20 protein-coding genes and 3 tRNA genes are annotated in these 24,615 nt (G+C 64.9%); 5 read left to right on the top strand and 18 right to left on the bottom strand.

Features of this window, described 5'->3' with window-relative positions; genetic code table 11:
- Position 1: 1 nt before the first annotated feature.
- The 3 genes from ABE423_RS03700 to ABE423_RS03690 are packed head-to-tail and all read right to left on the bottom strand — an operon-like array spanning position 2 to position 4,486.
- Positions 2-2,401 (bottom strand): DNA internalization-related competence protein ComEC/Rec2, encoded by a 2,400-nt coding sequence (locus tag ABE423_RS03700; protein ID WP_346485025.1) that lies wholly within the window; start codon positions 2,399-2,401, stop codon positions 2-4.
- 59 nt (positions 2,402-2,460) lie between these two features.
- Positions 2,461-3,813 (bottom strand): HAMP domain-containing sensor histidine kinase, encoded by a 1,353-nt coding sequence (locus ABE423_RS03695; RefSeq protein WP_049399928.1) that lies wholly within the window; start codon positions 3,811-3,813, stop codon positions 2,461-2,463.
- Position 3,814: 1 nt separating this feature from the next.
- Entirely contained in the window at positions 3,815-4,486 is a 672-nt protein-coding gene (locus tag ABE423_RS03690) for a response regulator transcription factor (RefSeq protein ID WP_032128900.1), read from the bottom strand.
- A 145-nt stretch (positions 4,487-4,631) separates the two neighbouring features.
- On the opposite strand from ABE423_RS03690, the gene ABE423_RS03685 reads away from it, so the two are divergent.
- Together ABE423_RS03685 and ABE423_RS03680 are read left to right on the top strand one after the other, a co-directional pair.
- The gene (locus tag ABE423_RS03685) at positions 4,632-5,399 is read left to right on the top strand and encodes a MipA/OmpV family protein (protein WP_125893535.1); all 768 of its coding nucleotides are present in this window, start codon (positions 4,632-4,634) and stop codon (positions 5,397-5,399) included.
- 31 nt (positions 5,400-5,430) lie between these two features.
- Complete coding sequence (locus tag ABE423_RS03680; protein ID WP_032128898.1) at positions 5,431-5,715, top strand: hypothetical protein; 285 nt, start codon at positions 5,431-5,433, stop codon at positions 5,713-5,715.
- A gap of 44 nt (positions 5,716-5,759) precedes the next feature.
- Here the strand turns inward: ABE423_RS03680 and ABE423_RS03675 are convergent, their stop codons facing one another.
- A complete protein-coding gene (locus ABE423_RS03675) occupies positions 5,760-5,900 on the bottom strand; it encodes a hypothetical protein (RefSeq protein ID WP_165929929.1) in 141 nt (46 codons plus the stop codon).
- 182 nt (positions 5,901-6,082) lie between these two features.
- On the opposite strand from ABE423_RS03675, the gene ABE423_RS03670 reads away from it, so the two are divergent.
- Positions 6,083-6,415, top strand: a complete 333-nt coding sequence (locus tag ABE423_RS03670) for a hypothetical protein (RefSeq protein WP_125893534.1) — start codon at positions 6,083-6,085, stop codon at positions 6,413-6,415.
- A 98-nt stretch (positions 6,416-6,513) separates the two neighbouring features.
- On the opposite strand, the gene ABE423_RS03665 is transcribed toward ABE423_RS03670, so the two are convergent.
- From ABE423_RS03665 to uvrB, 3 genes are all read right to left on the bottom strand, one after another.
- Positions 6,514-6,588 (bottom strand) — tRNA-Val (locus tag ABE423_RS03665).
- 98 nt (positions 6,589-6,686) lie between these two features.
- Positions 6,687-6,761 (bottom strand) — tRNA-Val (locus tag ABE423_RS03660).
- Between the two features lie 107 nt (positions 6,762-6,868).
- A complete protein-coding gene (gene uvrB, locus ABE423_RS03655; protein ID WP_032128896.1) occupies positions 6,869-8,893 on the bottom strand; it encodes an excinuclease ABC subunit UvrB in 2,025 nt (674 codons plus the stop codon).
- A 92-nt stretch (positions 8,894-8,985) separates the two neighbouring features.
- Between uvrB and ABE423_RS03650 the strand changes: the two genes are divergently transcribed.
- Positions 8,986-9,546 carry a GspH/FimT family pseudopilin gene (locus tag ABE423_RS03650; protein WP_346485020.1) on the top strand — a complete coding sequence of 187 codons (561 nt, stop codon included), beginning with the start codon at positions 8,986-8,988 and terminating at the stop codon, positions 9,544-9,546.
- A 60-nt stretch (positions 9,547-9,606) separates the two neighbouring features.
- On the opposite strand, the gene ABE423_RS03645 is transcribed toward ABE423_RS03650, so the two are convergent.
- The 11 genes from ABE423_RS03645 to grxD form a co-directional block, all read right to left on the bottom strand.
- Positions 9,607-9,683: transfer RNA gene (locus tag ABE423_RS03645), tRNA-Asn, on the bottom strand.
- Between the two features lie 68 nt (positions 9,684-9,751).
- Positions 9,752-10,165, bottom strand: coding sequence for a type IV pilin protein (locus ABE423_RS03640; protein ID WP_197617153.1), 414 nt, complete (start codon positions 10,163-10,165; stop codon positions 9,752-9,754).
- A 23-nt stretch (positions 10,166-10,188) separates the two neighbouring features.
- Entirely contained in the window at positions 10,189-14,763 is a 4,575-nt protein-coding gene (locus ABE423_RS03635) for a PilC/PilY family type IV pilus protein (RefSeq protein WP_125893531.1), read from the bottom strand.
- Positions 14,760-15,251, bottom strand: coding sequence for a PilX N-terminal domain-containing pilus assembly protein (locus tag ABE423_RS03630; RefSeq protein WP_029380064.1), 492 nt, complete (start codon positions 15,249-15,251; stop codon positions 14,760-14,762). Before ABE423_RS03630 ends, ABE423_RS03635 begins: the two co-directional genes overlap by 4 nt.
- Before the next feature lie 7 nt (positions 15,252-15,258).
- Positions 15,259-16,419 (bottom strand): PilW family protein, encoded by a 1,161-nt coding sequence (locus ABE423_RS03625; protein WP_125893548.1) that lies wholly within the window; start codon positions 16,417-16,419, stop codon positions 15,259-15,261.
- Between the two features lie 29 nt (positions 16,420-16,448).
- Entirely contained in the window at positions 16,449-16,916 is a 468-nt protein-coding gene (pilV, locus tag ABE423_RS03620) for a type IV pilus modification protein PilV (RefSeq protein WP_180837471.1), read from the bottom strand.
- Positions 16,913-17,431, bottom strand: a complete 519-nt coding sequence (locus ABE423_RS03615; protein WP_049412580.1) for a Tfp pilus assembly protein FimT/FimU — start codon at positions 17,429-17,431, stop codon at positions 16,913-16,915. Before ABE423_RS03615 ends, pilV begins: the two co-directional genes overlap by 4 nt.
- Before the next feature lie 161 nt (positions 17,432-17,592).
- Positions 17,593-18,981 (bottom strand): nucleotide 5'-monophosphate nucleosidase PpnN, encoded by a 1,389-nt coding sequence (gene ppnN / locus ABE423_RS03610; protein WP_010486098.1) that lies wholly within the window; start codon positions 18,979-18,981, stop codon positions 17,593-17,595.
- Positions 18,982-19,233: 252 nt separating this feature from the next.
- A complete protein-coding gene (locus ABE423_RS03605) occupies positions 19,234-22,482 on the bottom strand; it encodes a carboxypeptidase regulatory-like domain-containing protein (RefSeq protein WP_080355163.1) in 3,249 nt (1,082 codons plus the stop codon).
- Between the two features lie 232 nt (positions 22,483-22,714).
- Complete coding sequence (locus tag ABE423_RS03600; RefSeq protein ID WP_049399918.1) at positions 22,715-23,491, bottom strand: SDR family NAD(P)-dependent oxidoreductase; 777 nt, start codon at positions 23,489-23,491, stop codon at positions 22,715-22,717.
- Positions 23,488-23,808: a Grx4 family monothiol glutaredoxin gene (grxD, locus tag ABE423_RS03595; RefSeq protein WP_005408852.1), complete on the bottom strand. Its 321-nt coding sequence runs from the start codon at positions 23,806-23,808 to the stop codon at positions 23,488-23,490. The genes ABE423_RS03600 and grxD overlap by 4 nt, the downstream gene beginning before the upstream one ends.
- A gap of 120 nt (positions 23,809-23,928) precedes the next feature.
- Between grxD and ABE423_RS03590 the strand changes: the two genes are divergently transcribed.
- Positions 23,929-24,507, top strand: a complete 579-nt coding sequence (locus tag ABE423_RS03590; RefSeq protein ID WP_049423333.1) for a superoxide dismutase — start codon at positions 23,929-23,931, stop codon at positions 24,505-24,507.
- The last annotated feature ends 108 nt before the right edge of the window (positions 24,508-24,615 follow it).

Here is a 24,615-nt window from a genome sequence, read left to right as displayed (position 1 = left end):
TTCAACCCTCCGGCCCAACGGCCGCTTGTTCGATCGGCGATAGGATAGCAGCCGACCGCGCCCGCCCAGCGGCATCCCACCACCGGGATGCGTGGATGCGCTGTTCACGCAGCTGCAGCCCTTGTGCGCCAAGCCATATGCGGATCGCCCCGGAATCGGCCGTGGCCAGCACCTCGGCCCCTTGCGCCTGCCAGCGCTGGACCACGTCCTGGCGGGGGTGCCCGAAGCGGTTGCGGTGCCCGGCCGAGACCACCGCCAGCCGTGGCGCCACGGCCTCGACCCACGGCGCGCTGGAACTGCCACCGCTGCCATGGTGCGGCACAAGCACCACATCCGCCTTCAGCGCTGCCGGGTATGCCTTCAGCAGCGCCTGCTCGGCCGGGCGGCCGATATCGCCAGGCAGCAGGACCACGCCGTGACGGCTGGCGACGCGCAGCACGCAGCTGTCCTCGTTCTCGGCCTGGCGGCTGCCCGGTGCCGGGTGCAGGACCTGGAAATCAACTCCGTCCCACTGCCACTGCATCCCTTGCTGGCAGGGCGCAGCGCCGGCGATGGTGCTGCCCGGTGGCGCCAGCAGCTGCAGCCCGGGCAGCTGCCTTCGCAGGCTCGGCAGGCTGCCGGTGTGATCAAGATGGTCATGGCTGAGCATCGCCTGCTGCGGCGGCCCCTGTCCGAGCGCGCGCAGGGACGGGACCAGAATGCGTTCGTTGCCGTCGCCGCCGGTCGGCGGCCCCACGTCGTACCAGAGCGCGTGCCTCGCCGTACGCACCAGCACCGCGGTGCCCTGCCCTACGTCGTGCACCAGCAGCTCCAGTTCGCCTTCAGCCGGTGCATGCCGGGCGGGCCACAGCAGCGGCAGGCACAGCAGCAGGCCTGCCAAGGTACCGCCAGCGCCGCGTGGCAGCAGCCACCAGAACACCCCCGCCACTGCCGCCGGCACCGCCCAGCGCGGCGCCTCGGCCAACCACCACATCGCCTGCGGGTGCAGCGCCAACGGCTGCAGGGCCTGCCAGCTGAGCTCGAACAGCCAGGCGGCGGCGCGCCATGCCCAGCGCCCGGCGCCATCATGCAACGCGTGCAGGCCGGTACCCAGCAGCGACAACGGCACCACCAGCAGGGTCCACCACGGAATGATCGGCAGATTGACCAGCGGCCCCAAGCGCGCGGTGCCGCCGAACAGGGCCACGCACAGCGGCAACAGGCCGAGGCTGGCCACGCCCTGGGCGGCCAGAAAGCCGCGCAGGCCCCCACCGACGCCGTCCGGCCCGGTTCGTGGAAGGCACCACAGCAGCCACAGCACGCCCCCGAAACTGAGCCAGAAGCCGGCCGACAGCACCGACAGCGGCGCCGGCAGCAGCATCACCATCGCGGCCAGGGCCAGTCCCTGCCCCGCACCCACCGGGCGACGCCCGGCACGGGCCAGTGCCACCAGCCCGATCATCAGCGCCGCACGCACTGTTGGAAGCGCGCCGCCGGCGGCCACGGCATAGACGGCTGCGGCCAGCGCCGCGCCCCATGCCGCCGCCTGCGGCCGAGGCCAGAACCGTCCCAGCACCGGGCACAGCCACCACGACACGCGGCACAGCAGTACGCCAAAGCCAGCCACCACGCCAACGTGGAAACCGGAAATGGCGACCAGATGGGTCAGGCCCAGCGCGCGCAGGTGCTCCCAGTCGGCATCGGACAGGCCGCGCGTGTCGCCCAGTGCCAGGGCCTGCACGAACCGCGCGGCAGGATGTGCCACCTGCGTTGCGATGGCGTCACTGCTGCGCTCGCGCCAGGCCGGCAGGCACTGTGCAGGCGCGCGCTCACGCGCAGCGCCGGGGTCGCGCACCGTGCCATTGCCGGAAATACCGCGCAGCAATGCATGGCGTTCGCCGTCAAAGCCTCCAGGATTGATCCGCGAACGCGGTGCCCGCACCCGCAGCGACAGCTCCCAGTACGCGCCAGCTTGAACCGCATGGCGCCCACCATCGGTGCCGCTCGCAGGCGGTCCACGCCATGGATCGTTCCAGGTGATCTGCAGGCGCTTGCCACGCAACGAGGGCAGCGCATCGGCCTCGTTGACCTTCAACACGAAACGGGTATAGCCGGGGCCACTGTGTGGAAGATCAACCACTCGGCCAAGGACCTGCACGTCCTGCGCGGGCCCTCCGGGTGGAAGCTGGCCCTGCAGGACCCAGTGTCCGTGCAATGCCGCCCACGACAGGCCGAACAGCGCAGCCGTCCAGGCGCGGCCGCGCCAAGGCACGATCCAGCCTGTGGCGCTGGCAATGGCCAACGGCATGCACAGCCACAGCGGCGGCAGCACCGGCAGCTGCACGCAGGCCAGCGCACCCAGCACCAGACCGGCGGCACAACCACTGCCAAACAGCGGTGGAGCGGATCGTTCGGGAACCATTCCAGCAGCCTGCCGAGGGACGTGGCAGGTTGCCTATCGGGGATTTCCCCGCGTGGCTGTCAGCGCCGGACGGTGCCGCGATGGAAGTTGACACGGAAACTGGCGCCACCACCGGCCGCCTCGCCGACGCTGACCGATCCGCCATGGTGCTGCACGATTTCCTTCACCAGATGCAGGCCCAGGCCACTGCCGCTACCCGCTGCGCGCAGACGATGGAACGGCTCGAAGATCGCTTCACGGTCGCCCACCGGAATGCCGGCGCCCTGGTCGCTGACCTCCAGCAGGCCACGTGCATCCAGGCGCACGCAGATGGTGCCGCGTCCGCCGCCGTGGACGATGGCGTTGTGCACCAGGTTGGCGATCACCCGCCCCAGCGCCAGGCTGTCGCCATGGATCCACACTGGCATCTCGGGTGCATCCACTTCGAAGCCGTAACCGGCCCCCACCACCAGCGGCGCCAGATCGGCGGCCGCTTCGCGCACCAGCAACGCCAGATCCAGCCGCTGCAGTGCGCCGACATTACGATCAAGTCGCTGCAGGTCAAGCAGGTGCTCGGCAACGTTACCGAGCCGCGCCACGTCGGTCAGCAGCTGCGACTTCAGCTCGCCCTGCGGCAACTGCGACAGGCGCGCCTGCACCACTGCAATCGGCACCCGCAGTTCGTGCGCGGCATCGGCGAGGAACTTGTCACGCGCGGCATACCCCTGCTGCACCTTGTCGATCGCGTCGTTGAAGGCTTCCACCAGCGGTGCGACCTCGGTCGACACCAGCTGCGCATCCAGACGCGCCCCCGGCTGGCCGATATCCAGCTCCTTGGCCTGTTGTGCGGAGCGGCGCACGCCGCGCATCGCGCGGTGGATCACGGTCGGCATGACCAGCAGCGTGATCACGATCAGCGGCAGGAAAAACCACAGCCCGATCAGGCGCAGCACCATCAGCGCACCGTCCAGCAACCCGCCCTTCGGCGCCCCACCCACCATCACCGTGATGCGGCGACCATCTTCCTTGCGGATCATCACCCGCGCCACGTCCAGGTACGGCGGCACCAGCGAGCCGAGTTCGGTGGCACCCAGCGTCGGCAGGCGCGCGAGCAGCGGGGCGTGGATCGCCGGAATCGTGCCGCGTTCCAGCCAGACACCCTTGTCGTCGACCGCCGCGAACCAGAGGTTGCCCCCGGCCTCGGCGTCGAGCTTGTTCCAGCGCGCCTGGTCCAGCACCAACCGCCCGCCTTCACTGTGCACGGCCTTGGCCACGGCTTCAGCCATGAACATGTCCATGCCCCAGGTGTCCTTGTCGCCCCAGGTCAGGATCAGCGCAACAACGGCGAACAGCACGGTGAAGGCCTGCGCCAGGAACAACCGCCAGGCCAACCCCAGCGTGATGGAACGGATCGGACGTGTCGGACGCGCCATCTCAGGCCTCCGCCAGCAGGTAGCCGACGCCCCGGATCACATGGATTTCAACGCCCGCCCCGGCCTGCTGCAGCGCCTTGCGCAGCTTGGAAATGTGCGCATCGAGCGCATTGGACTGGATCTCATCGTCGAAGCCGTACACCGCGGCCTCCAGTGCCGTGCGGGTGACCGTGCGCCCCTGGCGCATCGCCAGTGCCTGCAGTACCAGCACCTGGCGCCGCGGCAGCGCCAGCGGTTGGCCCTCCACCTGTGCCTGCAGCGATTCGAAGTCGAATTCCAGCCGGCCCAGATGCAGGCTCGGTGTCACCATGGCCGAGGGCCGCCGCGAGACAGCACGGATCCGCGCCATCAGCTCCTCGATCGCCACCGGCTTCACCAGGTAGTCGTCGGCACCGACATCCAGGCCCTCGACCTTGTCTGACAACCTGCCCTTGGCCGTCAGCATGATCACCGCCAGGTTCGGGCGCAGCGCGCGTGCGGTGGCGACGAAAGCCACGCCATCGCCATCGGGCAGCTGGCGGTCCAGCAACATCAGCTGGTGTACCGGCTCGCGCAGCGCAACCGCGGCTTCGGCCAGGCTGCCGACCACGTCGGCTACCACGCCCTGCCGCTCCAGGCCCGACTGCAGGGCTCGGGACAGATCGGGATCGTCTTCGACCAGGAGAATGCGCATCAGGGGCTCGGCTACCGGAAACGGTGCCGATCATAGTGCCTGGCGCCAGGTTTGGGCGTCTTCGTGTGCCAGTTGCGAAGGCGCAATGTTCTGACAATGTTGTACCCGCACCATGCACAGCCATCCCCCGCAAAGTGGTTGATCGATGCCGTCGCTGTCCCCGACCCTGCTGCGCCCGTTGCTGTTCTCCGCTGCCATCGGCCTGCCGTTGATCACCCACGCCGCCGACCGGAACCCGGGCGTGCAGGCCGGTATCAGTGCCGGCGCGACCTCGGGGGCGTACGCCCACTACGACGTCAAGCCGCTGGTCGTACCGTCCATTGCCTGGCAGGGCGAGCGCTTCTTCGCCAGCCCGGGCTCGCTGGGCATGTACCTGTACAAGCGCGAGGGCCTGCGCCTGTCGGCGGCAGTCACGCCCTACACGCTGCGCTTCAAGACCGACGACGTGAACGACCCGCAGCTGCGCCGCCTGCACAGCCGGCAGATGTCGGCCATGGCCGGCATCAACGGTGAGTACAGCGCCGACTGGGGCATCGTCGAGGCCGGCGTGATGCGCGAGGTCACCGGGCACGGAGGTGGCATGGAGTCGCGCCTGCACTACAGCTATCCGATCCAGGCCGGTCGCTTCACCTGGGTGCCCAAGGTCGGCGTGGTGCACTCCAGTGCGCGCCTGCTCGACTACTACTACGGCATCACCGACGAAGAAGCGCTGCGCTCGGGACTTGCCGCCTACAACCCGGGCAGCGCGACATCACCGAGCCTGCAGATCGCAGTCAGCACGCCCTTGGGCACGAAGTGGCGCGCGACCGGCGTCGTCGCCAACCAGTGGTTCGGCGATGCAGTAAAGGACAGCCCGATGGCCCGTCGCGGTACGCAGACGTCGGCCTTCGTTTCCCTGATGCGCTCGTTCTGATCGAGCGCCCTCAACGGACAAGGACCCCCCCATGGCCTCCGTCTCCCCTGCTGCTGAAGCGCACGCGATCCTGCGTGCCCCCGACCTGGACAGCGCCGAGCGCGTCTACCTGGGGCTGCTGCCCGACCTGGAACACGTGAACGCGCTGACGCGCCGCGCACTGGGCCTTTCGCGTGCTGCCGATGCGGCACGCGGCTACGCGTTGTCGATGACGCTGGTGGGATTGCGCCTACAGGAACTGGAGATGGGCGAAGCGACCGCAAAGGAACATCGCCAGGCCACGCTGCGCAGCCTGCGCCAGGCCTTCAGCGCCTGAGCGCAGGCCAGCGACGCCGCCGGTGCCGCAGGCAGCGGGAAGACTCAGCGGAACGTGGTCCACGCCAGCACTGCCGCCAGCAGGGCCACCCAGATCACCGCCTTGAAGGTACCCTCCAGCATGTTGCCGCCGAACAGCAGTTCGATGATGGGATTGGGCCGGGAAACCGGAACGTGATCACTCATGCGGCAGCTCCTTGCAGTGACGGCGCGATTGCGCGGTAGACCGGAGTCTACGCCTGCACGGCCCGGATTCATCGCCCCCCGGCCGTCTTTGGCGGTTCAATTCCGGCCTTCGTCGCAGGCCGGCTGCAGCACCCCACATGTCATGCCAGCCTGCGTGCACTTTCCCGCTGGAGCACCGTGCCATGCCGATGCTTGCCCTGATGCTGCTGCTCTCCAGCCTGTTCGGCGCTGGCAACGGGCCCACTGAAGAGGCCCTTCGCAGCCAGATCCTGCTTGCCGAAACCCAGCAGCCGGACGTCGTACGACAGGATTGCGGTTCGCCCTCCCTGCTGCTTTACCGGCTGCGCCAGGACCGGGTCCTGAGGCTGGCCAACCAGCCCCTGCAACACGAACCCGGCGTTGCCCAGCCCACGCGTGGTGCGACGGTTCGCGTCGCCCAGCTCTGGGAGCGCGTGGACGGTCACTGGAAGCTGCAGCGGATGATCAGCGTCGAAGACCTGGTCGTGCAACGCTGACCATGTTGAACCGTGATCGATGCCTGAAACGAGAAAAGCCGGCACAAGGCCGGCTTCCGTCGTGATCCACCGCTGCACCGGCAATGCCGGGAGCCAGGTGGTGGGCGGTACAGGGTTCGAACCTGTGACCCCTACCATGTCAAGGTAGTGCTCTACCGCTGAGCTAACCGCCCATCTTGTTCTTGCCGCCCGAAAGCTGGCCTTGCTACGTAAAAACCCGGCGCCAGGGCCGGGCTTTGCAGTTCACGACAGCCCCCTTCCAGGGACTTCGTGGTGGGCGGTACAGGGTTCGAACCTGTGACCCCTACCATGTCAAGGTAGTGCTCTACCGCTGAGCTAACCGCCCGATTTTGCTTCTGAACGTCCGCGATTGCGTCGGTGCAGGCCGCGTATATTACGGATGCCGGCCGTGAAGCGCAACACTTTTGTGAAGAAGATGCTGCACTGCCGCGTTCAGCCCAGGCTCGCTTCCTTCAGCTGCCGGATCTGGTCACGCACGCGGGCGGCATCCTCGAATTCCAGGTCCTTGGCGTGCTGGTACATCTGCTGCTCCAGCGCCTTGAGACGGGACGCCAGCTGGGCCGGGCTGAGGGATCGATAGTCACTCCCCTCCTCGGCAACGCCGGGCCTGCCCTTGCCCTTGCCCTTCTTTGCTTCCTTCTCGGCCGCATCGGAGCGCGCGCCTTCCAGCACGTCGGTGATCGGACGCGCCACCGAGCGCGGCACGATGCCGTGCTGCTCGTTGTACTCGACCTGCTTGGCGCGACGGCGGTCGGTCTCGTCGATCGCTGCCTGCATCGAGCGGGTGATCTTGTCCGCATACAGGATCGCCTTGCCACGCACGTTGCGGGCGGCACGGCCGATGGTCTGGATCAGCGAGCCGGTCGAGCGCAGGAAGCCCTCCTTGTCGGCATCCAGGATCGCCACCAGGGACACCTCGGGCATGTCCAGGCCCTCCCGCAGCAGGTTGATGCCCACCAGCACATCGAACTTGCCCAGGCGCAGGTCGCGGATGATCTCCACGCGCTCGACCGTGTCCACGTCCGAGTGCAGGTAGCGCACGCGGATGCCGTGCTCGGTCAGGTATTCGGTGAGATTTTCGGCCATGCGCTTGGTCAGCGTCGTGACCAGCACACGGTCACCGGCCTTGATGCGCGCGTTGGCCTCGCTCATCAGGTCGTCAACCTGGGTGCCCACCGGGCGGATCTCCACCACCGGGTCGATCAGGCCGGTGGGGCGTACGACCAGTTCAGTGATCTCGTCACCGGCCTCGCGGTACTCATAGGGGCCTGGCGTGGCCGACACATAGATGCTGCGGGGGCAGCGCTCTTCCCACTCCTCGAAGCGCAGCGGCCGGTTGTCCAGCGCCGAGGGCAGCCGGAACCCGAACTCGACCAGCGTCTCCTTGCGCGAACGGTCGCCCTTGAACATGGCACCGATCTGCGGAATGGTCACGTGCGATTCGTCGATCACCAGCAGCGCGTCGGCCGGCAGGTAGTCGAACAATGTCGGCGGCGGTTCGCCGGCGTTCTTGCCGGTCAGGTGCCGGGAGTAGTTCTCGATGCCGTTGCAGTAGCCGACCTCGGCCATCATTTCCAGATCGAACTGGGTACGCTGCGCCAGGCGCTGCGCCTCCACCAGCTTGTTCTGCGCGTACAGCTGCTCCAGGCGCTCCTTCAGCTCGACCTTGATCGTCTCGATCGCCGCCAGCACACGCTCGCGCGTGGTGGCGTAATGGGTCTTCGGGTAGACCGTGAAGCGCTGCATGTTGCGCAGCGTCTCGCCGGTGAGCGGGTCGAACAGGGTGATCTTCTCGACCTCGCCATCAAACAGCTCCAGGCGCAGCGCCTCGCTGTCCGACTCGGCCGGGAACACGTCGATGACTTCACCACGCACGCGGAACGTACCGCGCTGCAGCTCGTATTCGTTGCGCGTGTATTGCAGCTGGGTCAGGTGGTTGATCAGGTCGCGCTGGTCGATGCGCTCGCCCTTGGACAGGATCAGGCGCAGCGACAGGTAGTCTTCCGGCGCGCCCAGGCCATAGATTGCCGACACCGTCGCCACCACGATCGCGTCCGGGCGCGACAGCAGGGTCTTGGTCGCCGCCAGCCGCATCTGCTCGATGTGCTCGTTGATCGAACTGTCCTTCTCGATGAAGGTGTCCGACGACGGTACGTAGGCTTCCGGCTGGTAGTAGTCGTAGTAGCTGACGAAGTACTCCACCGCGTTGTGCGGGAAGAACGCCTTGAACTCACCATACAGCTGCGCCGCCAGCGTCTTGTTCGGCGCCATGATCAGCGTCGGCTTCTGCACGTTCTGGATGACGTTGGCGATGGTGTAGGTCTTGCCCGAGCCGGTGACGCCCAGCAGGGTCTGCTTGGCGATGCCCGCTTCGAAGTTGCTGGTCAGCTTTGCGATGGCATCAGGCTGGTCGCCCGCCGGCGAATACGGCGAGACGAGTTCAAAACGGTCGCTCATGATGGTGCCAGTTCCCGGGAGTGGTGAGTATACGGGGCATGGAGTGACGGCCCGCTGAGGGGTTTCCGGGCAGGTGAGCGCGGCGTTGGCTGATGGTGAATGCCCCGGCGTACGTCGAGGCTGGAGGCATGCCTCATCGTCTTCGCCCTGCCCGGCTCCACCGCGGGCTCCATCTGATCGAGCTGCTGGTCGCCGTCATGGTGCTGTCGGTCCTGCTGGCGTTGGCCTGGGGCCCCTGGCAACGCACGCTGCGGCACTTCCAGGCGGAAGCGCTGCGCGCCGAACTGGTCGCCAGCCTGTCGATGGCGCGCAGCGCCGCCATCACCGAACGCCGCCGCGTGACGGTCTGCGGATCGTCGGACAGCATGATGTGTGACCAGGCATGGAGCCAGGGCTGGCGGGTGCAGGTCGAACCGGCCAACAGCGCGACCGCCGCCGCAAGGGAACTGCGCGTGCACAGGACACGCCAGCGTCATGTCGACCTGCGCACCAGCGATCATCGGCCCGACGTGCGGTTCCGGCCCGACGGCCGCAATGCCGGTACCAACCAGTCCATCGTGTTGTGCGTGGATGGACAGGAGCACAGCCGCGTCATCATCAGCGTCCCCGGACGGGTCAGGAGCCAGCGCCCGCGCAGGTCCACCCCCTGCTGAAACCTGCAATGCCATCGTGGAAACGAAAAAAGCCGCGATTTCTCGCGGCTTTTTCGAATCTGGCGCCCGAAGTTGGACTCGAACCAACGACCCCCTGATTAACAGTCAAGTGCTCTAACCGGCTGAGCTATTCGGGCGGGGTGCGCATTTTAGCCAGCGTTTGGCGACCAGCGCAAGCCCTTTTTCCACGTGCGATGCCCAACCGTTACCAGCACTCTGCATTGGTCTTCTTGTCCGGCGTCTTGCGCCCGGCCTGATCGAGTGTCAGCGTGCCGCACACATCCTTGTCCTGGCCGGTTTCCGGCACCGCCTGCAGCGTGTAGGTGCTGGCCGTGGCCTTGCCGTTCAGGGACAGCGTGTAGCGCTTGTTGCCCTGTCGCGGTGACTGGTTGAACGGCAGCGAGAAACCGTCATAGCTGTTCTGCACCGTATGGTAGCGCTCGAGCAACTGTGCAATCTCGACCAGATCGGCCTTGGCCAGGGCCCGGTTCGTCTTCAGCACGTGCCGCTGATAGGACGGCAGGGCCACGGCCGCCAGGACGGCGATCACCGCCACGGTGATCATCAGCTCGATCAGGGTGAAACCAGCTGCAAAACGTCGGGTTGAGGATGCGTGCATGGGCGATCTCATGTTCATGGTCATCAGCGGATCTGGCGCCATGACTGGCGACCGCAGGCCCGCTGGCCGTATGCAGTATCCGCGCCCGGAGTGTTCAGCGTCACGATGCACCGGTCAATCGAACCATCGACCGAGCACTTCGGATCGCTGGGGTCGCAGCCCTTGCGCATCGATGTACTGACTTGTGTATCCAGCACAGGAGCCCCCGTCGCGACGTCGCCGCCGCGAGTCAACGCCCCGGCGCCACAATTCGCGCCACACAGCGGATCCCCCCCCACTTCGTCGGTGAGGCCGCCCATCGCGGGCTGGCCGGTGGCCATGTTCAGCCGATAGCGCCAGTTGACGCCACCACCTGTACCGCAGACGGACTGTCCAGGCACATACGTGGTGAACATCACGGTGCCACCCTGCAACGTCGGATATCCAAAGAAGCGCTCACCCTCCACCGTGGTATCCACGATCAGATCAACGTACCAGCCACGCTTTGTTGAATAGTCCACCGCGTTGCTGGATATGTCGCGGAATGCTGCACCATTGGCACTGATCGACTGCCCCACCAGCACGTCGCGGCTGGAGATCGCGTCGCTGAGGTTGTCCCATATTCCGTACAGCGTCTGCACAGGTGAATTGCGGGTAACGGCGTTGTCATCGGCGGTGAAATAACGACCGGTACCGAAGAACAGGCTGACGCCCCCACCCGGCCCCGCAGACGTCTGGATCGCTCCGGTGATCGGTTGCGCCACCGCGCTGCGCATGGCGGTGAACAGTGGTGTACCGCTGAGCGACACATTCCATGCCGTGGGGTCGCCCCCCCGCAGATCGAAGCGCCAAATGTTGCCCTGCATGTCACCACCGTACACGGTATCGGCCAGGCTGCTGCTGTTGTGCAGTGCCACCGCTGTGACGTGGTTGAGGCCATTGGCGATCGCGTACTTGCCCCCGCTCGGATACAGGCGCTTGAGTACCTCACCGCTCTGGATGTCGACCACATACAACACAGGACGGCCCGTACTCGAATTGACGCCGTTACCGAACAGTGCAACAAATCGCGGCGCGCCGTTCGGATCAGTGCCAGCGACAGGCACCACCACCGGCTTGCCGAACGCGAAGCCCATGTCCGATTCGGTCTTGCCGGAAATCTCCCACAGCACGTTGCCGCTGTTGAACGCCGTTGGATTGCTGATATCCAGCGCAAACACCGAGCCGTTACCGACTGCCGTGGCGGACGGGCCGCGCGTGGCACCGCCACCGCCGGTGGTCCCTACCAGTACCGTATGCCACGCCTCGCCGTAGTGGACGTCGGATGCCGTCAGTCCGCCGTCAACGTAGTAGCGATGGCCATAGGCAGGGTTGGCCAGTTCGGCCATGTGCTGCAGCGACGTGGAGGGAATGTAGGCGAACTGTTCAGTGCCGGCCGCGGTTCCGGTGCCGGCATTGAATCCGTGCAGCATGCCGTCGTTGGCCCCGACATAGACCATTGAGGGCGGGCCGCCAGACGCAGTCTTCGATGTCAGATAGGCCTTGTAGCGGGTACCGAGTGTGGTCTTCCAGCCTATCCCGCCCTGCTCCTTCCAGGATGTATAGCCGTAGTCATCCCGGGTGGAAACAATCTCGACGCTGGAATTGACGATGTCGCCGAGCAGTACACTGCGCGGACGGAACCCGCTGACCGGTGAACCACGCAGATAGCTGACGAGATCGGCAACCGTATGCGAACCGAACCAGTTGGGAACGGTATTGAGCCCAAGGTTGCCCAGTTTCTCGGCGCGGTCGCGGCCGGGAATGTTGTCCGCAGTGAAATCTGCCGCTGCTACAGGAATCAACTGATTGGACTTGTTCACAAAAGTCGGCGCAGTCGACACCACGATATTGCGGCCCGAAGCGCTCATCCTGGTCGACGCCCGCCACAGCTCAGGGCCGACTTCGCCATTGGAGAGGGTCTGACGGGCGATGAGATCGCCAGTCCAGTCATTGGATCCCGACGGTACCGTGTAGTGCGCCGAGACGGTGAAGGAACCTGCGTTGACCCGGGCGCCAGTCGCGCTGCCCCCCACCGGCGCCTCGCCCGCGGCAGCACTGTCGAAGATCGACTCCAGCGCAGACTTCAGCTTGGCCGGATTGCGCGCCAGGAAATAGTTGTCCGGCACGCCAGGCACCTTGCTGTCCCATTTCTTGCCAGCCGGCACGCCATACTTGGCGGCGTACCACAGCGGGCTCTCCAACTGATTGGCCTGGCCGCTTCCCAGGCGGTAGCGCAGGACAATGGCACCTGTCCATTCTGCCGGAGGAGCCGAGGTGGTCGTCAGCACCGAACCGTTCTTGTCGCCGGGCCGCAGTACCAGTCGCTGCACGTTGTCGGCCGCGTTCGAACCCACGATCGTGTAGCCGGTGAGCATCGCGTTGCCGGCATAGGCAGAAAGATTCTCAATGCGGACCAGCACCTCATCGCTGCCCACGGTATTGCGTACAGCATTGTTGCTGCACTCCGCACTGCTGGAGCGCCAGCAGATGTTGCGGAAATTCGTATTGTCGCCGTCGTTGCAGGTAGCGCCCACGCAGTAGCTGAGCATGGAGACCACGTCGTTGTCGTGGTCATTGCCCCACAACGAGTCTTCCCATACCAGCGAGAAACTGCCAGCCTTGCCGTCTGCGCGATAAGTTCGTCCATAGACGAAATTCGGCGAGACCGTAGACTGTTTGGTGCCGATACCAACAGAACCGAGGAAGCAACTGCGCCAGCCATTGCTGGTGATTTTTGCCGTACCGGTATTGTTGGCCTGGCACAGTGGGGCCAGGGTGATCTTGCCGTTGCCCACCGGAATCTCGAACTTGGGCAGGCTCTCAGCCATGGCCACGGTATAGGTGGTCGCAGTGAGCTTGTAGGTATCCGGCTTGTTCTGCACGCCCGGACGAAGGTCGGTCTCGGCCGCGGCCTTTGACAAGCCCGCCATCAGGTAGCTGCCTTCCGTGGAAGGCACATCCGGGCAGATGCCACGCACCAGCGACAGGCCAGTAACCTTGGCCGCGCGACAGATGTCCTCATGGGTATTGATCGAGGCATAGCGCTCGGTCAGGCCGACGCGGCCAGCCATGTAACTGCCACCAGTAATGCCTTCAAGATTGCCGATCGCATCCGTTGCCGACGCCGCAGGTGCCAGGCCATTGATCGACCCGATGTTGTCGCTATCGAACGACGGCAGGCCTGAGGACATCACCAGGATGTTGCAGGTGGCGCAGTAGGAGTTGCCGCCATCGTTCGGGGAGCGGTAGGGATCCTTCCAGGCAACCGCATTGGGCAGCCCGCTCAGGTCCCCGGACGCACTGTAGATGCCCTTGGTTTCACCCTTGATGTAGCGCACAGCTTCGGCATACATCTCGGCCAGGGGATTGCCCCAGGCACTGCACTTCTTCGAGGCATTGCCCGGATCGGTCAGATTACCTCTGTCACCGAAGCCCTGTCGGTTGAGGATGCTGTAGTCGTTGCAGTCATTCCAGTTATTGCTCCAGTTCCACTGGTCGATACGGAAGTTGGAGATGGTATTGATGATGCCTTCCGCACCACCGGACAAGCTGTTACAGAACTGACCGTTGGACAGGTTGATTTCGTCGCCGGCCGCACAGAATCCGGTGCCGTTACCTGCGATCTTTCCGATGTTCCGCCGCACCACGCCACCATCGCGCGGATTGACATAGGTACCCGTGACCAGACCGAAGCGAAGACGGCCGCTTTCGCCATACGACTGCAGCAGCCCAGCCGGTTTCAGATAGTCCCTTGTGCCATCGTTGTACTTGCGGCAGAACGCCTCCGGGAAAGCTCCGCTGCCACTGGCGCAGACCTCAACCCGGACGTTGAAGTTGGTGGCAGAGCCAGGTGAATCAGCCTTGCCTTCATCGCTTCGGCCGGTGATGCACTGGCGGCTGGCGGTGGCCGCCCACTCGCCCCAGTTGCCCGACGCAGCGCGCATCAGCGGTGCACCACCGGATTCGATGGTGGCGTTGCAGAAGGACATGGTGGTCTTGTACGGGGTGAAACTGTTGATATCACTGCCGCTGTATACCTTTACCCACGCGTGCAGATCGTTGGGGATCTGCGCGCGCTCCAGCACGGTGCTGGCGGCGCTGTCGGTGATGCGATGGCCGCCGTACAGCACGTAGCGCATCACGTCCAGGCGACTCATCGTTGCCCAGTTCAGGAAATTGCCGGACCAGCTTCCACCGCAGCTGTGCTTCCAGGTGCCGCCGGCCTGTGCACTGGCCTTGAACTGGCCGCTGGCGTAGGAATAGCAGAGGTTGGAATCGAAGTAACCGGAGTAATCGAACTTGTCCTGGTATGTGGTGTCGAGGGTGCCATCCTCATCCAGGTCGCTGTAATCGCTGTAGGCCTTGTTGAACAGCTGCTCGTCGCGCGACATCACCATCATCATCAGCGGCGGCTGGGTCTTCTTGCTGTACAACGGCTCCTGCGCGATGTCGTAGTCGCCAAGCGCAGCGAACAGCGGGTAGACCAACGCCCCCACCCCAGCCAGCACGGCAACGGCAGCGCCCGCGCGCAGCCAGGGAGTCGAGACGATGCGGGAGAAGCGGCGCGAAGTGTTCATGGAATGAAGATCGTATCGATGACAGCGCTGGAAGATGGATTGGCCGGATCGTCACTGGCCAGGACGGTGATCTGGTAGATGTTTTCGGTCTCTTCGTTCTTCCGGCCCCCGAGGCCGGTCCCTCCGCCGCCCATCACGCACTTATCAAGGCGCCGGGTATGGATTGCCGCAGCCGCAGTCTTGCCATCGGCCCAGGTTGCCGGGTCGAATACCGGACTGCATTCTTCCTGGTTGGCCTCGAAAACGCCGCCGCTTTCGATGGCTGTCTTGATGGCCGCCTCCTGGGTACGCACGTCGGCTTCGGCGTTCTGGAAGGCCTGATTGGAACGCAGGTAGTTGGCCGCCATGCGCTCCTGCATACCGGTAACCTGCATGCCGGCGATGCCGATAAGAGCCAGCAGGATCAACATGATCAGGGCGACATACAGCACAGCGCCTCGCTGCTGCCGGCGTGCTGTGAAGGAAGGAAGACGCGGGCGTGTGTACATGCGAGCCTCAGTTGCCAAAGAGGCGGTTGCGAAGGGCGATGGTGGTTTGATAGACAGCGCGCATGCGACCGTCTGCCGGCGCCGTGAACGTCACGCCCAGCGAAGTGAGCGCAGCGTTCTGGTCGGCCTGCGGCGCCGCCGATGGATCCGGACTGGACATCACCATCCCCAGCTGCACGGCGCCGACACGACGCCAACCATTCGCGGCCGGATTGGTAGACCCCTGCACCGTTTCGGCAGTGCCCTGGCGATCAATGAAACCGGTTGGATAAACGTCGGTAAGCCCGCGGTCCTGGCCATACAACAACTGCATGTTTTCTACGCCCTCCACCAGTGCCTCCGGCGCATTGGCCACCAGCGCGCCATTGGGGATGGCGGTGAAGCGCACGCGATACAACGAAGAACGGGCAATGGCGGCGTCATAGCCGATGTAGTACAGCGCGCTTTCTGCACGGTGCAGCATCGCCTGACCGGTGGTGACCGGACGGGTGAAGTTCCCTGCATTGTTCGGCGCATCCCCAAAGGTGACGGTGCCGGCGCCCTTGTCCACCGCGCGCGCCTGGAAGATCGTGACGCTGGCGCAGTCGGCCGCACCATACAGCCCCGGGTTGGAGACACCACTCTGCAGTACCGCAAGGCGCGCTTTGTCAAAACTGAAAATCGGCTTGCCTGGAACGCCGCCAATGGCGGTGATCGGCACACCATCCGGCATCAGGTAACGCAGCACCACGATGTCGCTGCCATTGACTCGGTTGGGCATGGCCGCAGCAAACTCGGCAGGCAGCGCGGGCTTGTAGTCGGTTCCGCCGGTTGCGGGTGTGGCTGTCAGGGTAACCGCCGCTCCCGGCGCGGTTCCGGTAGCTTCAAAGCCCTGGATCGACGTCTGGAAGTCCAGCGCCGGATGCGGAGCCGTTGCGAAGGTACTGAACAGCGAGGCATTGTCCGGTGTATTTCGCCCCTGGTCATTGACACAGCCGAAATGCCCGGCCATGCGAAGTTCGCGTTGCAGGGCATCCATCGCGAAGCGACTGTTTTCCTGCACCCGCGCCAGGCCATCGGACAGCTGGTAGGCCGCCCTCGATGCTGCAAACACCTGCACCACGCCGAGCATGACGATCACACCAATGGCCAGTGCGATCATCAGCTCAACCATGGAAAGACCCGACATGTGTCGGGATGAAGAGCATGAGGCGCGCATCACAAGCCGCTCCTGGCAGTGAACGTGGTGTCACCGGCATCGGCATTCCAGCGCTCATCCCCCCAGCTCACGCTGACCGAGTACTGATCACCGTTCCGGGTTACTTTCCCCGTAGCGCCGTCGCCCAGCGCCTTGCCCAGGCGGCACCTCCAATCCAGGGTGAAGGCGTCTTTGCTGATGTCCTTGCCGGTGGGAGGTAAGCAGTTCTTGCTGGACGTGGTGGCGGTATAGTCGCCGACATAGACCGGCGCCATCTTCCGATTCACCCGCAGCTGGTCCAGCATCTCGTAGGTCAGATTGGTCGCCTGGGTGCGGTAGTTGGCACTTTGGACGAAGCGTACGTTCATGGTCTGCATCAGCGCGAAACCGAGCAGGCCAACGCCAAGCACGAGAATGGCGATCAGCACTTCGATCAGACTGAAGCCCCCTTGCACGCCGCGCGGGGAATGGGATCGGGACGGCCTCACTTGCAATCCTCCTTCAACAGCCGGACCTGTCCGGTCGGCGAAATGCGCAACGTTCGTTGCAGCGGTTGCTTGCCGCAGGTGTCCGGGCGCAGGGTCAGGTCCAGCGATGCATTCGCGCGGTTGCGACCACGTGGGTCAAAACCCACGGACAGATCCGGCGTACCCGCCGTAGTCAGACCCGGCCGACCGGCGCTGTAGCGGAGCACGGTCTCCCCAGCGCTCAGCGCACCATCTCCATTGGTGTCCGCCCAGACCAGCCAGCCGTCAGCCCAGCTTTTGCCATCACATGTACTGCCCGCAGACGACGCACAGACACCCGCACCACGACGATTCTTTACCGCCTCGCTGCGGGCCAATGCGAGTGAAGCGATCAACTCGTTGCTCGCGGTAGCGATGCGATTGGATCGCAGGGTGCCCTGGAAACTGGGAAAGGCGATCGTGGCGAGCACGGCCAGGACCATGATCGTGACCATCAACTCAACCAGCGTAAAGCCGTTTTGCCGGCGCAAAGACATTGGACGCTCCCCAGCGTGTTGATGGCCACGATGGGCCATCGCCCTGCCACCGGCAAGCGGCGGCAGGATGAACGGTCATTCCGGGGCGACGGGCGTCAACGCCTTGACGGCCCGCCCTCCCCTGCCTGTCCCGGCGCGATCCCCATCGCGCCGGCGCAGGCTCAGGCCAGCACCTGGTAGCAGGGCTGGTATTCGCCGGAGATCTTCATCCGGCGCTGTTCGACGAAGGCGCGCAGCAGCGCGTCCAGGGCCTGCATCATGTCCGGGTCACCATGGATCTGGAACGGCCCGAACTGCTCGATGCGGCGCATGCCGTCTTCCTTCACGTTGCCGGCAACGATGCCCGAGAACGCCCGGCGCAGGTCGGCCGCCAGCGCGTGCGGGGCACGCCCGTGGTGCAGGTCCAGCGCGGCCATTGCCTCGTGGGTCGGCACGAACGGCTGCTGGTACTCCCACGGAATCTCGATCGACCAGTTGAAGAAGAACGAGTCCTTCTGTGCCAGGCGGTGCTCACGCACGCGCTTGATGCCGTTGGCCATCTTCTTTGCCACCGCCACCGGGTCGCCGATGACGATCTCGTAGCGCTCGGCGGCTGCATCGCCCAGGGTCAGGCGAATGAAGCGATCGATCTGCTCGAAGTACGGCGCTGCCACCGTCGGGCCGGTCAGGATCAGCGGGAACGGCAGGTCCTTGTTTTCCTCGCGCAGCAGGATGCCGAGCAGGTACAGGATTTCCTCGGCGGTGCCGACGCCACCGGCGAACACGATGATGCCGTGGCCGATGCGGACGAAGGCCTCAAGGCGCTTCTCGATGTCCGGCATGATCACCAGGTGGTTGACGATCGGGTTCGGCGACTCGGCCGCGATGATGCCCGGCTCGGTCAGGCCGATGTAGCGCGTCACGGTGCGGCGCTGCTTGGCGTGGGCAATGGTGGCGCCCTTCATCGGGCCCTTCATCGCGCCTGGACCGCAGCCGGTGCAGATGTCCAGGCCGCGCAGGCCCAGCTCATAACCCACCTGCTTGGTGTACAGGTACTCGTCGCGCGAGATCGAATGGCCACCCCAGCACACGACCAGGTTCGGGTCGCCCGGGTTGAGGATGCGCGCATTGCGCAGCAGGCCGAACACCGCGTTGGTGATGCCCTCGGACGACTCCAGCTCGGCCGCGTAGGCCGGGCCCATCTCGATGGCCATGTAGGCCAGGTCACGCACCACGGCGAACAGCAGTTCGGCGACGCCGCGGATGATCTCGCCATCGACGAAGGCCATCGCCGGTGCATTGACCAGGTCGATGCGCACGCCGCGATCCTGCTGCGCCACCTGGATGTCGAAATCGGGATACAGATCGCGCGCCGCGCGCGGATCGTCAGAGGCGCTTCCGCTGGTCAGCACGGCCAGCGCGCAGCGGCGCAGCAGCTCGTGCATACCGCCGGCAGACGCATCGCGCAGGCGGGCCACTTCGGCCCGCGACAGCACATCCAGCCCACCGCGCGGGTAGATCCGCGCATCCTGCACCGGCAGTGCACGGGCTGATTTTTCGTTCGTGGTCATGTCCAATTTTTCGCTTCCTTCAAGGTTTCCGACTGTACTGCCGCCCCCTTAAAAAGCAAAACGGCCGGGAAGCCCGACCGTTGGATGTGTGCTTCCCGCGTTCGCCTTTCCGGGACCGCATCGGCGGCGTTGGCACCGCGCACATTTCCGGATGCTACGCCGATGTCAGATGACCTGCAAGGACTTTCGCATGAACGGAAAACGGCCGGGTTTCCCCGGCCGTTTCCACTTACTGCTTCAGGCTCTGACGGATCAGAACTTGTACTTCACGGTCAGCTGCATCGACCAGCGCGACACGGCGGTGTTGCCCTTGTCGTTGTTGTTTTCCTGGATCGACGAGTTGTCGGTACGGCCGGTGAAGTTGTACAGGTACTTGCCGGTAGCCGGGTCGATACCCGAGTAGTTGGCAACGCGACGGGTGGCGTAGAAGCCGTAATCGTCGATCAGACCCCACTTCTTGTTGAGCAGATTGCCGACATTCATGATGTCCAGCGCGATCTCGCCCTTGTGGGTCTTCGCAAAGCCCGGGAACTCCTGGCTGATGCGGACATCGAAGCTGTTGACCCACTTGGCGCGGTGCGCGTTGGCCGGGACCACGCTGCCACGGTAGGCATCAAGCTCCGGATTCTGCGCCAGCCATTCGAAGAACTTCTTCTCCATGTCGGCGCCGCCGGTGAAGATCACGTCACCCGGGCCCTTCGGCACGTAGAACAGATCGTTGGTGCCTGCGCCGTCGCCGTTCACGTCGTTATAGAACACGTAGCTGTACGGACGACCCGAACGGCCTTCATAGAACAGGCCGACGCGGGTGGCATTGTCACCGAAGAAGTTGTGCTTCCACTCCAGGGTACCGGTGATGCGGTCCTTGATCGCATAGCGCGAGTTGTACGCAACGTTGTCGTTGGCGTTCAGGCTCAGCGTGTTGTTCCAGTTCGAGGTGTTCTGCGAGCTGGACAGCGGGCTCACTTCCTTCGCCTGAGTGTAGGTATAACCCAGCGACCAGCCCCAGTTCTCGGTCAGCGGCTTGGCCAGCGAGAACGTAGCCTGGGAACCACGACCCTTGTCGGTGTTGCGCAGCAGGATCACGTCGCCGATATCGCTCGGACGGTTGACACGGTCACTCGGGCAGGTCTGATCGGTGGCCGAGCAGGCACGACCGTTCTTCTGGCCAGCCTGCATGCCGTTCGAGCCAGCATTGGCACCGTTCATGCCGTAGTCGTTCCAGTACAGCGCACGACCGTCCTGACCAACCGAGCGGTTGGCGTTCGGGGTCATGACGTCCAGACGATCGAAGTACAGACCATCCTTGACCTTGGTGACCAGCAGCTCGGCCGACGCCACGATGCCGTACCACGGCAGTTCGTGATCGAAGGCCAGGTTGGCCTTCCAGACCGACGGCAGGCGGGTACCGGGAGCGATCAGGTCGACGTTCTGACGTGCCGAAGCAAGCGACGGGTCCGGGATGAACGGATTGTCAGCATCGAAGCTGAAACCACCCGGATTGCGGGTCAGGTTGTACTCGGCGTAGTTCAGGCCGGTGTTCTGGTAGGCACCCGCCAGCCACACGTTCGGGGCAGCACCGCCGAACAGGCCCACGCCACCGCGCAGCTGGGTCGGACGGTCGCTATCGAAGGTGTAGTTGAAGCCGACGCGCGGCTGGAACAGCTTCTTGTCGACCAGCTTGGTGTTGTTGAAGCCGTACAGCTGCTCGATGCGCGGGTTGTACAGGCGCTGGGTGCTGAAGTCCGGCATGTCAACGCGGACACCGAACATCAGGCTCAGGTTGTAGTTGATCGCCCAGGTATCCTGGATGAACAGACCCGTGTTCTTCAGGTGGAACTTCGCCGGAATGTCATCCAGGCTGCCACCAGCACGCGGCACGCGCACCTGGTACGCGGACGGGGTGCCGGCTTCAAACGCAGCCAGGTTGGCGAACTCATACGCGCCGTACAGGTTGCGACCGTAGAAGTTCATCAGGTCGTTGTCGGTGTAGTCAAAGCCGAACTTGACGGTGTGGTCACCGACATACCAGGTACCGGCACCGAAGGCGCTCAGTTCCTTCGACTCCACCAGGTTGGTGTGGGTGTTCTGCTCGGTACCCAGGTACAGCGAATTGTTGTTGTCGAAGCGGACGCGGATCTGCGGCAGGTGCGAAGCGGCAACGCGGTTGGACGAGTAGTCCTTGTGCGAGACCTTGAACTCGGTCGAGAAGTTCTCGGACCAGTCACTGAACAGTTCACCCATCCAGGTCTCATACTCGGTCGGCTGGGTGTACCAGAAGTCACTCAGCGAAATTTCGCTGTTGCTGACCTTCGGGAAACGCACCACGTCCTGCTTCATCTTGTTGTAGCGCAGGGCCGCACGGTGGTTCTCGTTGATGTTCCAGTCCAGCTTGACCGCGTACTCTTCGATCTCGGTCTTGTTGTTCAGCGCACCGACGCCGCCGACCTGATAGCCAAGATCGGACATGCGCTTCTGGACGCGGGCGATATCAGCATCACTGATGCCGCCAGCCTTGTTGTAGGGGCTTTCGCCAAGGCTGACACCGCCACCGCTACGCTCGTACTTTTCGTAGTTGGTGAAGAAGAACAGCTTGTCCTTGACGATCGGGCCGCCGAAGGTCATGCCGTAGGTCTTCTCGTCCTTGAAGCCGTTAAAGTCCTGCTTGTCACCTTCCAGGCGCGAACGGACCATGTCCTTGTCGCGGTACGAACCGTACACGGTGCCGTGGAATTCATTGGTACCCGACTTGGTCACGGCGTTGATCACCGCACCCGTACCACCAGCGATGGTGGTGTCGTAGTTGGCCAGGTCAATGTTGATTTCCTGGATGGCGTCCATCGACACCGGCTGACGCTCGGTCGGCAGGTTGTTGGAGCCCAGGCCGAACGGATCGGAGGCGCTGATGCCGTCGATGCGGATGGCGTTGTAACGGGTGTTCTGGCCACCGGCCGAGATCGCGCCGTCAGCCTTGCTGACCTGCGAGATGCGCGGATCCAGGCGGATGTAGTCCTGGATGTTGCGGTTGGCCGACGGCAGCGCGTCCATCGTTTCGCGCGTCACGTTGGTGCCGCTGCCCATCTTGGTGGCGCTGAACAGGTCCAGGCCGCCGGCGGTGGCGACAACGTTCACGGCGTCCAGGTTGGTGGCGGCCAGATCGCCGCCGAGGCTGGCGTTGACCGTGTTGACCTGGTTCAGGTTCAGGTAGACACCTTCTTCGGTCTTGGTGCCTTCACCGGACTTGGTGATGGTGATGGTGTACGGGCCACCCACGCGCAGGCCGCGCGCGTTGTAACGACCCGACGCGTCGGTGGTGGCACGCGAAACGGTGCCCGACTCGGTGTGGGTGATGGTGACTTCAGCGCCAGCGACAGGCTGGCCTGCAGAGGACATCACCTGGCCGCCGACACCGGCAGAGGTGCTCTGGGCGAAGGCGGGAGCGGCGGCGAGCGCAGCCACGAGACCAAGGGTGAGCTTGGACATCCGGAGTGGGTGGGTCATTTTTCGGTAGCCTCGATGCGAGTTGGCGATGGCGGAAAAAAAGCGCATCCAAACAGCCCTGCGGGTGGCTGGTCGGACATTTATCTGGGGTTCCCTACCGCTTGGCTGAAGGAAGCCACAACGGTTAACACTAGATTAACACGCTACGCCATCAATGTGACGGTTGTGCGACAAACGGCACCCGATCGCAACGCAATCGTGACGGGTTCTTCACTCCGCCTTTCCCTAGCACTCACTCGGCCGGGGACGCCCCGCTGGCATCGAGAATCCGGCCGCGCCAGGTGGCGCCAGCACCGGACAACAGGGTCACGGCCGCAGCGGCGGCGGCCTCCGGGCCTTGGGCGGCCGGGTCCTGGTCGACGGAATACGCCCGGGCCCGCAGGGCTGTGCGCAGCGGGCCGGGGTACAGGCCACTGACCCGTACCGGGCTGCGGCCGAGTTCGTCGTGCAGGCTGGCGATCAGGCCACGCAGGCCATGCTGGGCCACACCGTAACCGCCCCAGTAAGCCTGCCCGACCCGGTCGGGGGCATCGACCGCAAACACCAGCGCCGCATCTTCGCGCTGCCGCAGCAGTGGCAGGCAGGCCTGGGCCAGCCAGGCCGGCGCGGTCAAGGTAACGTGCACCGCGCGGGCGAAACTGGCTGGGTCAGCCAGCTCGAACGGGGTCAGGCCCGGGAAGTGGGCGGCACAGACCAGCAGGCCGTCCAGCCGCCCCAGCTCGCGCTGCAGGGCCTGGGCCAGCTCGGCATAGTCGTCGGGGCCTGCGCCTTCCAGGTCCAACGGGTACAGCAGGGGTTCCGGGCCGACCGCCTGGACCTGGGCGTAGACACGGTCCAGGCGCCGCGGCTTGCGGCCCAGCAGGACCACGGTGGCCCCAGCGGCTGCAGCAGCCACTGCCGCAGCACTGCCCAGCCCACCACCGGCACCGGCGACCAGTACCACGCGATCCTGCAACGGGCGGCCATCGAGCGCCCCGTCGGTCGGTGACGTCGATGGCCAGGCACTCATCCCTGGGTCGCCTCTTCGACGATGCGCTTGAGCTCGCCGGCTTCGAACAGCTCCAGCACGATGTCACAGCCGCCGATCAATTCACCGTTGATGAACAGCTGCGGGAAGGTCGGCAGGTTGGAAAAGCGCGGCAGGTTGGCGCGGATCTCGGGCTCTTCCAGCACGTTGACGGTGCGCAGGGTGACCGCGCCGGCCGCCATCAATGCCTGTACGGCGCGGCTGGAGAAGCCGCACATCGGGTATTGCGGGGTGCCCTTCATGAACAGCACGAGCGGGTAACGATCGACCTCGGCCTGGATTTGCTGCATTACCGCCACAACCACACTCCTTGCTTCGCCGGACAAACCGACCGTGATGGTCGGCTAGACTGCCCACGGTAGCCGCCATTGTAAGCGGATGGAACCGGCTGCCGCCGCCCCCTGGCCACGAACCTGTCCATGCCTGTCGAATTGCCTGCCCTGCCCTACCTTCCCGGCTCCCTGCAGCCGCACCTGTCCGCACAGACCGTGGAACTGCATCACGGCCGCCACCATCGCGCCTACGTGGATGCCGTCAACGCCGGCATCCTCGGCACCGAGTGGGAGGAAGCGTCACTGGAAGAGATCGTCCGCCACGCCCAGGGCACGCTGTTCGATGCCGCCGCACAGGCCTGGAACCATGGCTTCTACTGGCAGTGCCTGCGCCCGCGCGGCGGCGGTGAGCCGCAGGGGCGGCTGGGCGAGCTGGTCAAGCGCCAGTTCGGCGACGTGCAGCGCCTGCGCGAGGAATTCAACCGCACCGCACTGGGCCTGTTCGGCTCGGGCTGGGTGTGGCTGGTGCAGCATCCGGGCGGGCAGCTGGGCCTGCAGGCCACCCGCAACGCCGGCACGCCATTGACCGGCGAAAGCACCCCGCTCCTGTGCTGCGACGTATGGGAGCACGCTTACTACACCGACTACCAGAATGATCGCGCGCGCTACTTGGACGCGTTCTGGCAGATGGTCAACTGGGAATTCGCCGAAAGCCAGCTGCGCTGAGGCAGCGGCTCCGCCACGGGGTAGTGCCGGCCGCTGGCCGGCATCCCCATACGCGCACGAGCATACCCGATCCGCCCGCCAGCGGCCGGCACTACCGGGAAACAGTAC

The sequence above is a fragment of the Stenotrophomonas sp. TWI1409 genome (assembly GCF_039673015.1).
In the GTDB taxonomy this organism is placed as follows: domain Bacteria; phylum Pseudomonadota; class Gammaproteobacteria; order Xanthomonadales; family Xanthomonadaceae; genus Stenotrophomonas; species Stenotrophomonas maltophilia_A.
The sequence above is the reverse complement of the archived record's forward strand: the minus strand, read 5'-3'. Positions and strand labels throughout refer to the sequence as shown.

What these genes read in the sequence shown, in the direction of transcription:
- ABE423_RS03700 (WP_346485025.1), bottom strand. Translation starts at nt 2,401, where the DNA reads ATGGTTCCCGAACGATCCGCTCCACCGCTGTTTGGCAGTGGTTGTGCC.
- ABE423_RS03695 (WP_049399928.1), bottom strand. Translation starts at nt 3,813, where the DNA reads ATGGCGCGTCCGACACGTCCGATCCGTTCCATCACGCTGGGGTTGGCC.
- ABE423_RS03690 (WP_032128900.1), bottom strand. Translation starts at nt 4,486, where the DNA reads ATGCGCATTCTCCTGGTCGAAGACGATCCCGATCTGTCCCGAGCCCTG.
- ABE423_RS03685 (WP_125893535.1), top strand. Translation starts at nt 4,632, where the DNA reads ATGCCGTCGCTGTCCCCGACCCTGCTGCGCCCGTTGCTGTTCTCCGCT.
- ABE423_RS03680 (WP_032128898.1), top strand. Translation starts at nt 5,431, where the DNA reads ATGGCCTCCGTCTCCCCTGCTGCTGAAGCGCACGCGATCCTGCGTGCC.
- ABE423_RS03675 (WP_165929929.1), bottom strand. Translation starts at nt 5,900, where the DNA reads ATGAGTGATCACGTTCCGGTTTCCCGGCCCAATCCCATCATCGAACTG.
- ABE423_RS03670 (WP_125893534.1), top strand. Translation starts at nt 6,083, where the DNA reads ATGCCGATGCTTGCCCTGATGCTGCTGCTCTCCAGCCTGTTCGGCGCT.
- uvrB (WP_032128896.1), bottom strand. Translation starts at nt 8,893, where the DNA reads ATGAGCGACCGTTTTGAACTCGTCTCGCCGTATTCGCCGGCGGGCGAC.
- ABE423_RS03650 (WP_346485020.1), top strand. Translation starts at nt 8,986, where the DNA reads ATGGTGAATGCCCCGGCGTACGTCGAGGCTGGAGGCATGCCTCATCGT.
- ABE423_RS03640 (WP_197617153.1), bottom strand. Translation starts at nt 10,165, where the DNA reads ATGCACGCATCCTCAACCCGACGTTTTGCAGCTGGTTTCACCCTGATC.
- ABE423_RS03635 (WP_125893531.1), bottom strand. Translation starts at nt 14,763, where the DNA reads ATGAACACTTCGCGCCGCTTCTCCCGCATCGTCTCGACTCCCTGGCTG.
- ABE423_RS03630 (WP_029380064.1), bottom strand. Translation starts at nt 15,251, where the DNA reads ATGTACACACGCCCGCGTCTTCCTTCCTTCACAGCACGCCGGCAGCAG.
- ABE423_RS03625 (WP_125893548.1), bottom strand. Translation starts at nt 16,419, where the DNA reads ATGTCGGGTCTTTCCATGGTTGAGCTGATGATCGCACTGGCCATTGGT.
- ABE423_RS03615 (WP_049412580.1), bottom strand. Translation starts at nt 17,431, where the DNA reads ATGTCTTTGCGCCGGCAAAACGGCTTTACGCTGGTTGAGTTGATGGTC.
- ppnN (WP_010486098.1), bottom strand. Translation starts at nt 18,981, where the DNA reads ATGACCACGAACGAAAAATCAGCCCGTGCACTGCCGGTGCAGGATGCG.
- ABE423_RS03605 (WP_080355163.1), bottom strand. Translation starts at nt 22,482, where the DNA reads ATGACCCACCCACTCCGGATGTCCAAGCTCACCCTTGGTCTCGTGGCT.
- ABE423_RS03600 (WP_049399918.1), bottom strand. Translation starts at nt 23,491, where the DNA reads ATGAGTGCCTGGCCATCGACGTCACCGACCGACGGGGCGCTCGATGGC.
- ABE423_RS03590 (WP_049423333.1), top strand. Translation starts at nt 23,929, where the DNA reads ATGCCTGTCGAATTGCCTGCCCTGCCCTACCTTCCCGGCTCCCTGCAG.